The following is a 14,781-nucleotide window of genomic DNA, read 5'->3' on the forward strand; positions in this document are numbered from 1 at the left end:
AGTCAATTTGAGGTGAAACGCAACTCGTTTGCATTTACAGGATGGCCGAACAGCTCAAAAGATAGCTTGTATAGGGATTACAACCCTGATGTCTCCGCATTATCAGGTATTAACTGATCAATACTCGTGGGTTGCACTCTGTGGATAAAAAGATAGAGGCTTGCAAGAGTTACCAATGTAAAATAGCCCAGGCCGGACGTTAAGGTGATAACCGTGGGATCGGGTCTGTATCCAAAGGGAGCAATAATCGACATTGGCAGTTTTTTATCGCTGAGTATCTCATAAGTATCGCTAACCGTTGCTTGTTTGCCAAAATCCCAGACAGTACTGGATTCACCGGCAATTTTTTCAAATTCATGCCAGGCTCCCGAGAACAGTCCGGCCCCGAGACTGGCTATTACAAACCATGAGAACCTCTGCAAAAAGACACTGTTGGTTTTCGGGTTGAATTTTATTAATTGTGAAGCAATGACCCCCAGAGGAATGAAAGCCAACAGAGCGGCTGCGTACTTTTTATCAAGGATCAGCGGTAAAGTAACGAGGGCGCCTTCTCCGGTTTGGCGAAACGTGTTTGAGATAACATTCATCAGTAATCCGGATAAGACGAGCTCTTTTTCAGCGGCAAACCCTCCAGCCATCCCAAGAGTCCAGCCACCAATGTTCAGACTGGCTTTTAATTTTGTTAACCCTGCAATAAGTCGAATCCATTTCTCGGGAATTTCCTTACCGGATGCCGCGAGTGCGACTCCGGCACTGTAAAGGCTGCATGTGGTGATGAGACTTGTGAAAAATGCTGTCCACAAAATCTGCTTTCTGGCTTTGGGATTAACTTTTATGGTGGCATGAAGCAGTATGAACATCTCTATGCCTTGCCATACCCAGACAGATACACTGGTCATCCACCGGTCGTAGCCGGGTTTATTTTTTATGGCATCTACTGGAAGGGGAGCTTCGCATCCCAGATGATTTTTAAGATTGTTCAAGTCAGAGCTGTTGCCATAAACGACAGTTGAATTACTTGGTCGATTGATTAGTGAGCAGATAAAGGCCGACAGTGCACCTTTATTCTCCCTGTAGCTGATATCGTCTGATGATGTCAGGGTTAGCCTTATGCCCAGGGAAACCGTACTCGATGAGCTGGCATTAAATTCTGAAGCGATTGCGGGCTCACTGAAATTTGAAGAAAAGGTGGAGCTTTCAGGATTGACTGACGCCGTCGTGTTTATGTCGGTTTTAGCCAAAGCTGAATGACTCAGGATATAAACAATCATCGTCGATATTAAAAGCATATGATCATGTTTCAATAACTGCATTGGATGGGTCTCCAGGAGCAGACTGATTGATATAAGCTGAATCCGGTTCGGCTGGTTTGGATAGGTTTGTCGTGGCTCGGGTAGGTATAGTCAATGTGAGATGAAATGCAACTTGTTTGGATTCACTGGAAGCTTCCGGAGTTTTTACTGCCTGGCTGAATGACGATACAGCTTACATCACAGCTCTGTGCTGATATACCAGGTGGAGGATGTAAGCAAGGCTTGCGAAGAGCAAGCCCATGAACCATTTACCATCTGTCTCTTCTAAACTTGCCGTGGGGCTTATAGTCTATTGAGTTCGTGTGATGCTTGAAGGCGTTTTGCACTTTTAACCGTTACTCTTGCTAGCCTCAAGTCAGGCAGGTCAGTATGGAATTCAATTTGGACTTTTATTCGGCTACCGCGTTATTTTTTTATCAATCAATGCTTACGCGGCATGCCCTTTGATATCGGATCATTATGGAATTTCATTGCAGGGTGTCGATAAGGCGAAAGTTGTTACGTTCCAGACTTCGTCACTCCTTATCCATACGGTAATACACCTTGTTCCTGGTGCCAGAAATAGCAACCTGACCAGTTCGAACTCTGGTAACAAGTTTTTTGTGAAAGAGCTCCCAAATTGGGAGGGTATTTCTCCATTGTTGCTTTTAAAAACTCAAGAGCCCTGTTGAGGTTATCTTTTTTCTGACTTGACACAGGCTGTGAAAAACTCAAAATAATGATCGTTTGGCTTTTCTTTGCTAAATGCTAGTAACTGTCCAAAGATTTTCTCCTTTCAATCGGTGAGAAAATCCAAGCATCCTCTGGTATGGGTTGCCACTGGTACTAACGTTCTCAGCCTCTGGTATGGGCTGACAAGAACGATGAGCAAGCAGCCTCCGGTATAGGTTGCCACTGAAGATGAACATAATGCCAATAGCGGCAAAAGCCCTGGCGGCAAAAAATTAAGGAATATCTCCTCATGCCTGTAATTACGCTTCCCGACGGCAGCAAGCGCGAATTTGCTGACGCCGTTTCTGTAATGGAAGTGGCCCAGGATATTGGTCCGGGCCTGGCCAAGGCGACTCTGGCGGGTCGTATCAATGGTGAGCTGGTGGATGCCAGTACCAAAATCACGGATGACTCTGAGCTGGCTATTATCACTTCCCGTGATGAAGAAGGTGTTGAGGTGATCCGTCACTCAACGGCTCACCTTTTGGCTATGGCCACCCAGGATCTGTATCCCGGTGCCCAGGTCACCATTGGTCCTGTGATTGACAATGGTTTTTATTACGACTTCTCCTATGAGCGGGCATTTAACCTCGAAGACCTGGAGAAGATTGAAAAGCGTATGGCTGAGCTGGCAAAGCAAGATCTGGGTATTGAGCGAGTGGTGATGACTCGTAACGAAGCCATCAGTGCTTTCAAAGCCATGGGTGAAGAGTACAAGGTCGAGATCATTAATGACCTGCCCGAAAATGAAGTGATCTCCGTTTACCGTCAGGGTGAGTGGATGGATCTTTGCCGTGGCCCACACGTTCCTTCAACAGGTAAGCTGAAAGCCTTCAAGCTGATGCGTGTAGCCGGTGCCTACTGGCGAGGTGATTCCAGTAACGAAATGCTGACCCGTATCTACGGAACGGCCTGGGAAGACAAGAAAGCCCTGAAAGCTTACCTGCAGCGTCTGGAAGAAGCCGAGAAGCGTGATCACCGTAAATTGGGTAAGAAGCTGGACCTCTTCCACATGCAGGAAGAAGCACCGGGCATGGTTTTTTGGCACCCCAATGGCTGGGCCATCTATCAGGAACTTGAACAGTACATGCGTAAAAAGCAGATTATGCATGGCTACAAAGAGATCAAAACTCCACAGCTGGTGGATCGCTCCCTCTGGGAAAAATCCGGTCACTGGGATAAGTTCCAGGACGACATGTTCACCACCAACTCGGAAGAGCGTGATATTGCTGTTAAGCCCATGAACTGCCCATGCCACGTTCAGGTCTTCAATCAGGGGCTGAAAAGCTACCGTGATCTGCCGCTGCGACTGGCGGAATTTGGCTCCTGTCATCGTAACGAGCCATCCGGTGCACTCCATGGAATCATGCGTGTTCGTGGTTTTGTTCAGGACGATGCTCATATTTTCGCAACAGAAGATCAGATTCAGTCGGAAGTGGCTGCCTTTATCGATTTCCTCCATGAAGTGTATGAGGACTTTGGCTTCAGTCGTGACAACATGCTCTACAAACTGTCTACCCGTCCTGAAAAGCGCGTAGGTTCTGACGAAATTTGGGATAAAGCCGAAAAAGCCCTGGCTGATGCTCTGAATGCACAGGCGTTGCCATGGGAAGAACTGCCGGGTGAAGGTGCTTTCTACGGACCAAAAATCGAATTTTCCCTGAAAGACTGCATTGGCCGGGTATGGCAGTGTGGTACGATTCAGGTTGATTTCTCTATGCCAGGCCGTCTGGGTGCTGAATATGTCGATGAAAGCGGTGAACGCAAAACACCGGTCATGCTCCACAGGGCGATTCTGGGGTCGTTTGAGCGATTCATCGGTATACTTATTGAGCACTATGAAGGGGCTATGCCGCCATGGCTGGCTCCCAAACAGGTTGCCATCCTCAATATTACTGACAGACAGGCTTCTTATGCGGCAGAACTGGAAAAAATGTTGATGGAAAAGGGAGTTAGGGTAAAAGCGGACTTGAGAAACGAGAAGATCGGCTTTAAAATCCGCGAGCATACCTTAAATAAGGTGCCTTATTTGCTGGTTATTGGCGATAAGGAAATGGAAAACAGAACCGTTGCTGTGCGTACCCGCACAGGTGAAGACCTGGGTACCATGCCTGTAGAGGCATTCAAGGAACGCCTTGCAGCGGATATCAGCAAGCGTGGCCGTACTGCGTAATTAATCTGTAACGGGCTTGTCGATCTTAATGTTAAGCGTCGACAAGCCCTATCGCACAGGCTGCCTTTACAGGAGATACACCCATCAGACGTAACAGCTTCCGCGATCGTCGCCCGCAGAAGGCGCCGATTAATGAGAATATCCGTGCCAAAGAAGTCCGACTGATTGGAGCCGATGGCTCTCAGGTAGGGGTGGTCGATACCCGTGACGCTTTGTCCATGGCCCAGGAAGCAGGGCTGGATCTGGTTGAAATTAATGCAACCAGCGAACCGCCAGTCTGTAAGATCCTTGACTACGGCAAGCATCAGTACGAGCAAAAGAAGCAGAAAGCCGCAGCCAAGAAGAAACAGGTTCAGACCCAGGTGAAAGAAGTCAAGTTTCGCCCGGGCACAGAGGAAGGGGATTACCAGGTAAAACTGCGCAACCTGGTACGTTTCCTGACAGAGGGCAACAAGGCGAAGGTATCACTTCGCTACCGTGGTCGTGAGATGGCTCACCAGCAGCTGGGCATGGAACTGATGAACCGGGTTGAAAAAGATCTGGAAGAGATCGGTACCGTTGAACAGCGTCCAAAGATGGAAGGTCGTCAACTGATCATGGTTATTGCCCCGAAAAAGAAGAAGTGATTTGAGTATGAAAAAACCGGTCACTGCATCAGTGGCCGGTTTTTCGTGTTCTGGATGAGGCTTTTCTATAAAGAAAATGTTCTTCCGGATTGAACGACAGTCGCTTTTATTTTTAATATCCCGACACCTCCTGGCCCTGAAATGGGCGCCGCTCTCAAGATGAGAAGGGGTAGGTGGTCGCGAATGCGGAGTGCTTTTTCATGCCAAAAATGAAAACCAACAGTGGTGCCGCCAAGCGTTTCAAGAAAACGGCTAGCGGTTACAAGCGTAAGGGTGCCTTCAAGAGTCACATCCTGACCAAGATGACCACCAAGCGTAAGCGTCAGCTGCGTGGTACCTCCATGGTAACACCTGCTGACCAGGGTCTCGTTAAGCGTATGCTGCGCGACTAATCGCTTTTTAGATCATTTTTTCGGAGAGTTAGCTCATGGCACGTGTAAAACGTGGTGTAATCGCGCGCAAGCGCCACAAGAAAGTTCTTAAGGCCGCCAAAGGTTACTACGGAGCACGTTCACGTGTATTCCGCGTAGCCAAACAGGCTGTAACCAAAGCCGGTCAGTACGCTTACCGCGACCGTCGTCAGCGTAAACGTCAGTTCCGTGCTCTATGGATTGCCCGTATCAACGCCGGTGCGCGTACCAACGGTCTGTCCTACAGTCGTTTCATTGCGGGCCTGAAGAAGTCTGCGATCGAAATCGACCGAAAGGTTCTGGCTGATCTGGCTGTTCACGACAAGGCCGTTTTCGGTCAGCTGGTTGAAAAGGCTAAAGCTTCTCTGGCTTGAGTCTGATTCATACCAGTTTTTAACGGGGTTATGGTTTTCCATAACCCCGTTTTATTTTGATGGGTCAGAATCAGGCGGTGCGTTTGGAGTGGCGCTCCCGGTTTTCCAGCTTTTTTCTTTCACTCTTTCTCAGCACCACGTACAAGGCCGCAGAGCCGCCGTGAAACTTCAATGCGGTATGAAAGCAGAGCACCTGGTCCATTTCCCGCAGCCAGGTATTGACGTAGCTTTTAATGATGGCGGGGGGGGTGCTGTTTAAGCCCAGGCCGTGATTGATGATGAGTGAGCGAAGCTCGTGTTGCTGGCAGTCGTTGATGAAGTCAAAAACCGCTTTGCGAGCCTCAGCCGCTGTGTGATTATGCAGGTCGAGTCTGGCTTCAATGGCGTATTTGCCCAGTCTCATTTTCTTGAAAACACCTTCCTGAACACCGGAGCGCTTATATTCCAGGTGATCGTAAGGCTGGACTCTTTTCGGGTTATCCAGAGATAAAAAATTAGGGTCATTCAACTCAGTCTGGGCTGCCTTCCTTCTCAGGGCCTGACCGGGAGTCGCTGTCTGATGCTTCTTGAGGTTCGCTTTGGCGCGGCTTTTCAGGGGAGCCACTCCCTCCATTTCCTGGAGGAACAGATCCTGGTCGTCGTAACTCATGGCTTTGTACTTGTCGTAGAAGGGTCAGAGGTGCTCGACGGTCTGGAAGTTTGACGATACACCTCAATGAATTTTGATAGTACCTGTTTTTGTGTATCCGGGGAACTATAGCTGCTTTAAGCGACTTTTTCCCTAAACCTGAAGTCAGAGGAAATTCGTTTTTTCATAATTCAAGGCATACATAGCAACAGGTTTTCCTATGACTTTATTTTGGAAAAACGTGTCATGCTTTTCCAGATTCCATACGAACTCGTTTTCCACAGGTTGGTAGTGGATGACATCGGCGGCCTGCCGTTTTTCCTTGTCCAGAGAGTTAATAATATGGCTGCTCATGTATTCACTGGAAAAGCATCTGGCAGGTAAAACCTTATCTTGTGAAACCGCTGCGTAAGCCGCCTGAGCCCCGCCTTTTTCGTAGCCCGATAATTTCAGAGTCCAGCCTTTAAAGGCACTGTTTTTCTTCATCAGGTTCTGAACCTGCTTAGTGAGCTTGCTGGCTTGCTGGTAACTTTCAGGCACAGTTTTTCGCCTTGCGTTTCTCAGATTTCGTACCCAGCGGATGAGAGTGAATGCTTTTTTGAACCTTCCAGTATGAGAAAGCTCATCCGGTTTTTTCAGGGCATCCCAGCTGCCAAAAACAATGCGAACTTCGGGAGGACTGGTTTTGGGGTTACGAAGAATATAGGCAGTGAGTCCGGTTTTCTTGTCGAACACACAGCCTTCGGATCCTTTGGTGGATAATCCGGCTGCTTTGCCAGCATCCAGGGCGAGACGGCGGTCAGTATCCCAGGACTTAAGTTCATTCAGGATCTTTTTGTCTTTTAATCCCCAGTCGCCTATGGACTTTTTGTAAGGGTAAGCGGCAATCCTTGCCTCGACAGCCATAGCTTCACCCATTCGCCAGTTATTTCTGGGAGTGCCCTTATCCGGAGTAAGAGTCCCTACGTGATGTTGCCAGGGGTTGGTTAATGAAGGAAAATTTCCAAAATAATAAGGAGCTACGGGTGTTTTTGGTTTTAAATCGGACTTTTGAGTATCTTCACTTCTGCTGTTATCTTCTGCGTATCTTCTTGCAGATAAACCCGCTCCAATAAAGACCCCTCTCATAATACTATCCCCCCAGCAGGTGATGAGTCGTAAACAAGCTCCTGCTCTTCTTCTTTCAGTTCCCGGGTTAACGTGTTGGCGAGCTCTATGTAGCCAAGCACCAGGTTTTTGAATGTCTCGTGGGTCAGACTGCCGACAGGGTGGCTGGTCATAAGGTGCAAACCCATTCCATCCTGGTCCGTATAAAACCAGGCACCTTTGAGCTTGTCCGGGGCTCCGTTGAGAGACAACAGCTGCATTGCTCTGGCGGCCTGTAGCTCAGGATCTGTAGGCATGGGTGTCAGCATGCGGTGCAGCAGTAAAAGATCACTGTTCTCAGGTAACTCTATGATCACTGCGGTCTCATCGTTCTCGTCTGCCAGAGCGCAGATGTTGTCTTCTGTGGTCAGGTCATGACCAATATGTTCACCAAAGTTCTTCAAAAACTCTTTAAATTGTTCGTAAGGCTCAATCATGATCAGGCTGTCCGAAGTTATTCATTATTTTTTGCTTCGGCTGGGATGCAGGAAATTGAAGAGTGCTTTGAACTGTGTAACGGAAGGGTTCTGTATCATGAGGTTGCCAGAGCCTGTCTTGATGACCAGGCCCGACAATCAGGTCATCAAGATGACTTCGGTCAGTGGCTATAACTGCGATCCCAGTCCTTCCAGACCGGTTCCAGACCTTTTGATTTGATCGCAGCAGCAACCACTTCAGGACGACGGTTGTCGTCGATGGCGAATTGTTCCAGGGATTCAACGGCACCATCGGCATAACCACCAGGTTGAGTGCTTGAGAAAGCGCTCATAGTGGTAATACCCAGAGGCAGTACATTATCTCTGAACGATTCTGACTCTCGAGTGGACAGTGACAGTTCCGCTTGCGGTTTAAACAGACGGTAAGCGCAGATCAGCTGAACCAGTTGTTTGTCTGAAATAATGGAAATAGGCTGGAACTCACCTTCGCAGGGGCGCAATCTGGGAAAAGAGATGGAGTAACGGGTTTTCCAGTAGGTCTTTTCCAGATAGTCGAGGTGTGCGGCTACCATGGCGGAATCCGTACGCCAGTCTTCCAGACCAATAAGGGCACCCACACCAATCTTGTCGATGCCGGCCTTGCCGAGTCTGTCCGCGGTTTCCAGGCGATAGTCGAAATCCATCTTGCTGCCTCTCAGATGGTATTTCTCATAGGCCGGGCGATTGTAGGTCTCCTGATAAACCAGAACGGCGTCCAGCCCCAGTGCCATCAACTCTTCGTATTCGCTCTGTTCCAGGGGTTGTACTTCCAGTGTAATGTGGGAAAAGTGCAGTCTGACTTTGTCCAGTACGGTTTTGAAATATTCGGTGCCCACCGTACCCTGGGCTTCGCCAGTCACCAGCAGGATATGATCAAACCCCATGGCCTTGATGGCTTTCAGTTCCCGGTCCAGCTCTTCCATGCTCAGGGTTTTGCGCCGGATTTTGTTGTCGAGGCTGAAACCACAGTAGGTACAGATGTTGGTGCACTTGTTGGACAGGTATAAGGGGATATACATCTGTACTGTATTGCCAAAGCGCTGGCGGGTGAGTGCCATGCTTTTCTGTGCCATCTGTTCCAGGTAAGGTTCAGCCGCAGGAGAGATGAGAGACAGAAACTGATCATGAGCCAGTCTGCGGACGGACAGGGCATGTTCGACATCCGCAGCGGTTTTACTCAGGATGCTCATCCTGATTTCATCCCAGTTTAACTGGTTAAATGCGTTTACAAATGACATTAAAAGTCTTCCAGAAATGCAGTCAGTGGGCTGCTTGCCTGAGCCTGATGTGAACGTATTCCGAGGCCAGCCTCGTAAGCTCGCCTGCCCGCTATCACGGCTTCCTTGAAAGCTATACCCATGGCTACCGGGTCATTTGAAACAGCAATGGCTGTATTCACCAGTACGGCGTCAGCTCCGATTTCCATTGCTTTAGCGGCATCGGAAGGGCTGCCAATACCGGCATCTACCACCACAGGGACCTGACTCTGCTCGATGATAATGTTCAGAAACTCCTCGGTTTTCAGGCCCAGATTGCTGCCAATGGGTGCCCCGAGAGGCATAACCGCAGCGGCACCGGCTTCTTCCAGCCTCTTGCACAAGACCGGGTCAGCGTGAACATAAGGTAGAACAACAAATCCCAGTTCGACAAGTTCTCCGCAGGCTTTTAGTGTTTCAATGGGGTCAGGCAGTAAATATTTAGGGTCCGGGTGAATTTCCAGTTTTAGCCAGTTGGTCTGCAGAGCTTCTCTGGCCAGCTGGGCTGCATACACGGCTTCTCTGGCGTCGCGGGCACCGGAAGTATTAGGTAGCAGGTTAACGCCTGCTTCAATCAGGGGGGAGAGAATGTCATCCTGATCGTCATTCAGATCCACTCGCTTAAGTGCCATGGTGACCAGTTCGCTCTGTGAAGCCTTGATGGCTTCAGCCATGGTCTGGCTGTTATTGAATTTCCCGGTACCGGTAAACAGGCGAGAATGGAAGGTTCTATCAGCAATGGTCAGCATACCAGCCCTGTAGTTCGATAAATTGTCGGTCATTCCAAGTGCGATTTCTGCGCGCTATCAGCCACCTGCGGTAGCCTTGATCAGGGTGATACGGTCACCTTCTTCTACTTTTCTACGGGGCCATTGGGAGCGACTGACGATCTCTTGATTGACCGCAAGTGCCACGCCCTTTTCAGCCTGATTGATCTGTTCCAGCAGCCGCTCGAGCGTCAGAGGGGCCTCAAGGCTCAGGGGCTGGTCATTAACAAAAAATTGCATAGATCATTCTGGGAGGTTTTGAAAACAGGGGGAAGTTTAAAGCAAATTCTTCTCCGGATAAATGGGGGGCAGTCAGGAGCCGTTCTTCTGATCTCGGTCAGCTTTTTTGAGCGGCATAGCGAGACTTGTCATAGCAGGGCTTATGGGTTAGTTGATAGGGTCAGAGACGAGAATATTGAACTTAAAACTGAAAAACTGGTCACACAGTGAATCTATATGCAATGACTTGAGGCTAGATATGGTTTTCAGAAAAATAGTAACCGCTTTAGCTTTCCTGGCTGCATCGGTATGTTATGCGGATACATCGGTATGTTACCCAGATTCACTAATAACGGTTAAGACGAACAGCTTGCCGTTATCGGATTCATTTAAGGCTTACATTGAGGATAACCTGCCACAGGCTTTGAATAAAAGGTGTTCTACTCCAGAACGTGTTTCTGCGTTAATTCGAAATGAATTGTTTTCAAATGGTTATGTTGCAACCCCGGAGGATGCTGTTTTTTCGGTGCAGTATATCTTCGATAAAAAATTCTCCGGGAGTCAACTGATTACTTCGGATGCCTGGCCATCAACAATAAAAGTTTTTAGCACTTATCATGACCAGATACACTGTGGAGCAGGCTTGGAAGTAGAGGAAAAAGACTATTTATCAATGAGCCAGCGTAAGCTTTCTCGCTTTGTTAGTGCATTAAACAGAGAATTGAATGGCTATGAGCTAGGGACTGGCTTGTTTTTTATATTGGTTCAGCCAAGCTCGCAGTTCCCGGGAAAAAAGAATATATTTCATTGCGATGCCCTTTATTCAAAATCCAGGTAGATGAAAAGTTTTAAATCCCAGCAACGTCTCTGCCCTGGCTGAAGTTGAGTCAGCTGCCAATGCCGCTGATCTGGACCAGGTCGGGCAAGGCTCCTTGGCAAAAAAGGCGAGCTTGATCAAAAGGTTAGGTCTGACCTGATGCGATATTTAGTAGATCATGTTTCAAGTTCCTGAAACGGGTACCTCCATTTGGCAATGAACTAAATCATTTCCTGGTTGTCAAAGATATTAAGACGATAGTTTCAGTATCATATAATTCGCACGTTCTCCTGAGATGACCTGAAATACTGTCAGGCAGGATTGAATATGCTGACTAAATGAGCTGACTTCAAGAAGGTATTAACGGCAAGCCTATGTGAATGGAGGATAAGAAATATGGATATTAAACCTGAAGGCTTTCAACCCGGCACATATTTTCAGCCCAGAGCAGAGGATGTTAAATATACTAAATTGGATCTTGACGAAAGTTCCACGAGAAAATTTTCGGTTAACCCTTCAAGGTGTGTATCACCTGTGCGATTTGATTCTTCAGATTCGCTAGCTTTAACTGCAATCGATATCGAGCACGAAGAGAAACCGATACATAAACCTGTTTTGTCCAGGCGCGTATCATCTTTGCTATCAGGTGATGAGAAGAAATCAGTTTCAAATAATGTCTCGGACGATGATACTGTTACTTTGAACGATCATCTCAACTCTATACGTCAGATAACCCCCACTTACAAACCCTTTCCGAAAAGTCTCAGCACCAAGTCCGTGGCTGAGCAGTTCGCCGAGAATACAATTTACTGGCTCCAGCTCAGTAACACATCCTACGTTGATCGGGACTCAGTTGAGACAAGCTTTCAGCGTCGAGTGGAAGATTCTGAAGCAGGAGAAGAACCATTTCAGGATAATTTTTGTATTAAGAAATATCGGACCCAAGTAGAAAAAAAACGTCTGGGTATTTTTTATCCTGAGGATTATCGGACTCACGAAATTCCCGGTCTGTCAAAAAGTTCATACCTCGGGAAGCACTCACTGCCGGAATATTTTGACACGGCGAACAGGTATAACTTTGTAGCAATGGATAATGGGCATAAACCAAGTGAGTGTCTGAATGCTTTTTTTCATGGCCCCACCATTGCAGACTGTGCAACGACTCTTTCGGCCTGTCAGTATCGGGCCATTGAAACCATTATTGGCACCGAAGAATTCGACCGCATCTTTGGTGCACCGATCTCAAGGTTCAGAATTCCAGTCGACCTTTTCAGTCACATCTCCCAGGTTACGGCATTCTTCACAAAGGGTGAATATGTAAACCGGGTCAAGTATAGCAACCCTCTCTATCGTCTGTTTGATTATCTTGAGTTTTACAAAGGCTCAGGGAGCAATGGGCAGTCAGAGCTGAATATAAAAAAAGGTGATATCCTCTATATTCAGGGGGTAAAAGGCTACGATTTGAAGCACGCAACTGGTCATGCTGTCGGTTACAATCTGGTATGCACCGGGCAAAACAGCAGCGGACAGAATCTCTATCTGGGGTTTGGTCCGGGTGAATTTGATGAACCGAAAACCTACGATCAGGTCAAAAAAATACTGATTGATGGCTACAATAAACCACAGGGCCCTGAGACAATCCTTGCCATTAAAGAAGGGAAATCGAGCTACACTGAGCGGGCCGACGATATCCTGCCCTATGACCACCCTATTGGTGGTATCATTATCGCGGCTCGCTTTAATAATGAGCCTTGGGAATATTTTTTGTCAGAGTGCGATCAAGTCTGGCATCGTCAACCGCTTTTGTCTGTCACTCCGGCTATGGAACCAAAGCCAGTGCATCAGGTGTCACGTATCCATGCTGAAAATCTTGATGCTGATATAGATCAATTCATACCCCGCTCAACACAGCAGGAACTGATGCATGAGACGGCCCTGAAGTTCACGCATGCTGTGATTAATAATCAGGGTGGAGCCTCGTATAAAAAGCCCATGGGACTATTCCTGACCGGATCACCGGGACTAGGAAAAACACATCTTTGTGTGGCTGTTGCCAAAAAAGCAGCCGACTATGGTGTCAACACCCTGTATCTGGACGCAGATAAGGCAGGTGAACTGTATCAGTGCTTCCAGGGTAATGAAAATGAATGGGATAGCAAGATCAGGGAGATGCTTGCCGGTAAAGATTTGGTGGTAATCGATGATGCTAACGGCGGTCACTTTAGCAAACAACTTCTGGCAAGAACAATGAAACATGTGATGACTGCCAAGAAAGCTATCATGGTCAGTTCAAATCATCATATTCCTGTCAAAGCTGGACTCCTTGGCGATATCGATCCCTTTACCAGGTACGCCCATAATTTTCTTTACCTTAGTGATTTGCAGGGAGACAGTTGCCGTTCCCAATGGTGGCACAGCCCTGATGTACTGGCTGCTGATGCAATATCGCAACTGGGTCAGTATCAAGGCCGTAATGCGGCAGGAGTGATCACTGAGCACGCCGTATCAATAGACGAAATGGCCAGAGTACTCAGTATTCCAGCCGAACAGATCCGCCGGGTGGGCCCTCCCGAATTACCCGGAACAGAATTTGTAAGCCCGAAATTCTATTTCAACCATTTATCCAAAACAGGGCATCAGGCTGTTTTTATGGAGTGTGATATTACTTTTAGTAATCCTTGGATCAAGCAGTTCTTAAATGTTGTTCAGAAAGTACACGACGAAGGCTTGAAACTGGTAGTGAAAACCAATGACCGCATATTATTCTTGGAAGCTGTAATGGATTATTTAAAATTTCTTCAACTTCTAGATGGGGAGGTCCGTATCGGAGAGCGGCTAGAGCATATGTTCCCGGACTTTGCGGAATCCGGACTACAGAACTAGCTCAAGCAGCAACGTTTGCCGGGAGCGTTTGTTGGGAACAAAGCCTGTCGATAAATTGGCAAAAGACACCGGCTTAACAAAAAGGCAGGGTTGTCCACAGTGCAGTCATGATGGTGCCAGAGGATCGAACTGGTACCATTCGTTATGTGCGAACTTTTTAGTAATAGGGGCATATCCAGGCTTCGTTATTTTGATCAGCTGAAATAATTGTGTAACCTCGTTGCCTATTGAAAATTAAATATAAATGTGAATGTTCTAACTCCCAAAAAAAACTTGGAGGTAGTTTGGTGATAATAAACTCACCATTAAGAAAACCAGCTGAGTAGACTGACTCATCTCGCTCTGAAAGTATGATTTTTCTGTACGTCTTAATTTTTTGTTGATTTTTCTCCTGTAAATTTGACCGATTTAATAATAAATGCTGCTCATGAAATATACATGCATTGATAGCCATTATGTTCGTGCTTGCATAACAATATTTCGTCGGATTTTCGCCAAAATAATGATCACTCAAAACGCCTTGCCTCAGTTTATCAAGGAAAGAACAAGCACTCTCCTCTTTTTTGATATAATTTGATTTAGCACCTGATAGACCAATAAATCCCAACGAAAGGAAAAATAAATTTCTCACCAAGTTTTGGTTTTGCCTTCCTTCTGCCACATTCCTTGATCCAGTTGTCAAAAAAGTGAATGACATTACTCCAAGAGGTATAGCCAAGGCTAAAGTTTTTAACTCTGTTAAATGAGTAATTGAGGAAGATGTGGGACTTTTAAATGCGAGATTGTGTTGTATCGATCCCTTGCTGGCAAGGTAAACACCGGAAGCATTTTTGGAAAAGAGCAAAAATAATAGAAAAGTTGAAATAGTTTTCATAACAAAGTAAGTACTCAATCCTATGAAATCGTATTTTCTGGCCCATTGTTTGCCGGAGGTAACACTATAGAATGCGCCGGGTGGAATGCAAGACGTGCTGCGTTGCAA

At 47.1% G+C, this 14,781-nt stretch carries 14 protein-coding genes; 6 read left to right on the forward strand and 8 right to left on the reverse strand.

Annotated features, from left to right (window positions below; translation table 11 throughout):
- Positions 1 to 77: 77 nt before the first annotated feature.
- Positions 78 to 1,313, reverse strand: a complete 1,236-nt coding sequence (locus P6910_RS08655) for a hypothetical protein (protein ID WP_317145871.1) — start codon at positions 1,311 to 1,313, stop codon at positions 78 to 80.
- 961 nt (positions 1,314 to 2,274) lie between these two features.
- Between P6910_RS08655 and thrS the strand changes: the two genes are divergently transcribed.
- From thrS to rplT, 4 genes are all read left to right on the forward strand, one after another.
- Positions 2,275 to 4,197, forward strand: a complete 1,923-nt coding sequence (gene thrS, locus P6910_RS08660; RefSeq protein WP_317145872.1) for a threonine--tRNA ligase — start codon at positions 2,275 to 2,277, stop codon at positions 4,195 to 4,197.
- 83 nt (positions 4,198 to 4,280) lie between these two features.
- Positions 4,281 to 4,823 (forward strand): translation initiation factor IF-3, encoded by a 543-nt coding sequence (gene infC, locus P6910_RS08665; protein ID WP_252180580.1) that lies wholly within the window; start codon positions 4,281 to 4,283, stop codon positions 4,821 to 4,823.
- A 200-nt stretch (positions 4,824 to 5,023) separates the two neighbouring features.
- On the forward strand, positions 5,024 to 5,215 hold the full coding sequence (gene rpmI, locus P6910_RS08670) for a 50S ribosomal protein L35 (protein ID WP_034837404.1): 192 nt from the start codon (positions 5,024 to 5,026) through the stop codon (positions 5,213 to 5,215).
- A 35-nt stretch (positions 5,216 to 5,250) separates the two neighbouring features.
- On the forward strand, positions 5,251 to 5,607 hold the full coding sequence (gene rplT, locus P6910_RS08675) for a 50S ribosomal protein L20 (RefSeq protein ID WP_257254376.1): 357 nt from the start codon (positions 5,251 to 5,253) through the stop codon (positions 5,605 to 5,607).
- A gap of 70 nt (positions 5,608 to 5,677) precedes the next feature.
- On the opposite strand, the gene smrA is transcribed toward rplT, so the two are convergent.
- The 6 genes from smrA to thiS form a co-directional block, all read right to left on the reverse strand.
- On the reverse strand, positions 5,678 to 6,256 hold the full coding sequence (gene smrA / locus P6910_RS08680; RefSeq protein WP_317145873.1) for a DNA endonuclease SmrA: 579 nt from the start codon (positions 6,254 to 6,256) through the stop codon (positions 5,678 to 5,680).
- A 144-nt stretch (positions 6,257 to 6,400) separates the two neighbouring features.
- Positions 6,401 to 7,363, reverse strand: coding sequence for a hypothetical protein (locus tag P6910_RS08685; protein ID WP_317145874.1), 963 nt, complete (start codon positions 7,361 to 7,363; stop codon positions 6,401 to 6,403).
- Positions 7,360 to 7,818, reverse strand: coding sequence for a type III secretion system chaperone (locus P6910_RS08690; RefSeq protein WP_317145875.1), 459 nt, complete (start codon positions 7,816 to 7,818; stop codon positions 7,360 to 7,362). Before P6910_RS08690 ends, P6910_RS08685 begins: the two co-directional genes overlap by 4 nt.
- 161 nt (positions 7,819 to 7,979) lie before the next feature.
- A complete protein-coding gene (gene thiH / locus P6910_RS08695) occupies positions 7,980 to 9,095 on the reverse strand; it encodes a 2-iminoacetate synthase ThiH (RefSeq protein WP_317145876.1) in 1,116 nt (371 codons plus the stop codon).
- Positions 9,095 to 9,895, reverse strand: a complete 801-nt coding sequence (locus tag P6910_RS08700; protein ID WP_317145877.1) for a thiazole synthase — start codon at positions 9,893 to 9,895, stop codon at positions 9,095 to 9,097. Before P6910_RS08700 ends, thiH begins: the two co-directional genes overlap by 1 nt.
- A 24-nt stretch (positions 9,896 to 9,919) precedes the next feature.
- Positions 9,920 to 10,120 carry a sulfur carrier protein ThiS gene (gene thiS, locus P6910_RS08705; RefSeq protein ID WP_317145878.1) on the reverse strand — a complete coding sequence of 67 codons (201 nt, stop codon included), beginning with the start codon at positions 10,118 to 10,120 and terminating at the stop codon, positions 9,920 to 9,922.
- A gap of 175 nt (positions 10,121 to 10,295) precedes the next feature.
- Between thiS and P6910_RS08710 the strand changes: the two genes are divergently transcribed.
- Both P6910_RS08710 and P6910_RS08715 read left to right on the forward strand, forming a co-directional pair.
- A complete protein-coding gene (locus P6910_RS08710) occupies positions 10,296 to 10,937 on the forward strand; it encodes a hypothetical protein (RefSeq protein ID WP_317145879.1) in 642 nt (213 codons plus the stop codon).
- 678 nt (positions 10,938 to 11,615) lie between these two features.
- Complete coding sequence (locus tag P6910_RS08715) at positions 11,616 to 13,799, forward strand: ATP-binding protein (RefSeq protein ID WP_317145880.1); 2,184 nt, start codon at positions 11,616 to 11,618, stop codon at positions 13,797 to 13,799.
- A 157-nt stretch (positions 13,800 to 13,956) separates the two neighbouring features.
- On the opposite strand, the gene P6910_RS08720 is transcribed toward P6910_RS08715, so the two are convergent.
- On the reverse strand, positions 13,957 to 14,673 hold the full coding sequence (locus P6910_RS08720) for a hypothetical protein (RefSeq protein ID WP_317145881.1): 717 nt from the start codon (positions 14,671 to 14,673) through the stop codon (positions 13,957 to 13,959).
- Positions 14,674 to 14,781 lie beyond the last annotated feature (108 nt).

It is taken from the genome of Endozoicomonas sp. 8E, assembly GCF_032883915.1.
GTDB lineage: Bacteria > Pseudomonadota > Gammaproteobacteria > Pseudomonadales > Endozoicomonadaceae > Endozoicomonas_A.

Bases quoted from the DNA above. Each gene is read 5' to 3' on its own strand.
- P6910_RS08685 (WP_317145874.1), bottom strand. From the start codon at position 7,363: ATGAGAGGGGTCTTTATTGGAGCGGGTTTATCTGCAAGAAGATACGCA.
- thrS (WP_317145872.1), top strand. From the start codon at position 2,275: ATGCCTGTAATTACGCTTCCCGACGGCAGCAAGCGCGAATTTGCTGAC.
- smrA (WP_317145873.1), bottom strand. From the start codon at position 6,256: ATGAGTTACGACGACCAGGATCTGTTCCTCCAGGAAATGGAGGGAGTG.
- rpmI (WP_034837404.1), top strand. From the start codon at position 5,024: ATGCCAAAAATGAAAACCAACAGTGGTGCCGCCAAGCGTTTCAAGAAA.
- rplT (WP_257254376.1), top strand. From the start codon at position 5,251: ATGGCACGTGTAAAACGTGGTGTAATCGCGCGCAAGCGCCACAAGAAA.
- thiS (WP_317145878.1), bottom strand. From the start codon at position 10,120: ATGCAATTTTTTGTTAATGACCAGCCCCTGAGCCTTGAGGCCCCTCTG.
- P6910_RS08655 (WP_317145871.1), bottom strand. From the start codon at position 1,313: ATGCAGTTATTGAAACATGATCATATGCTTTTAATATCGACGATGATT.
- P6910_RS08700 (WP_317145877.1), bottom strand. From the start codon at position 9,895: ATGACCGACAATTTATCGAACTACAGGGCTGGTATGCTGACCATTGCT.
- P6910_RS08690 (WP_317145875.1), bottom strand. From the start codon at position 7,818: ATGATTGAGCCTTACGAACAATTTAAAGAGTTTTTGAAGAACTTTGGT.
- P6910_RS08720 (WP_317145881.1), bottom strand. From the start codon at position 14,673: ATGAAAACTATTTCAACTTTTCTATTATTTTTGCTCTTTTCCAAAAAT.
- thiH (WP_317145876.1), bottom strand. From the start codon at position 9,095: ATGTCATTTGTAAACGCATTTAACCAGTTAAACTGGGATGAAATCAGG.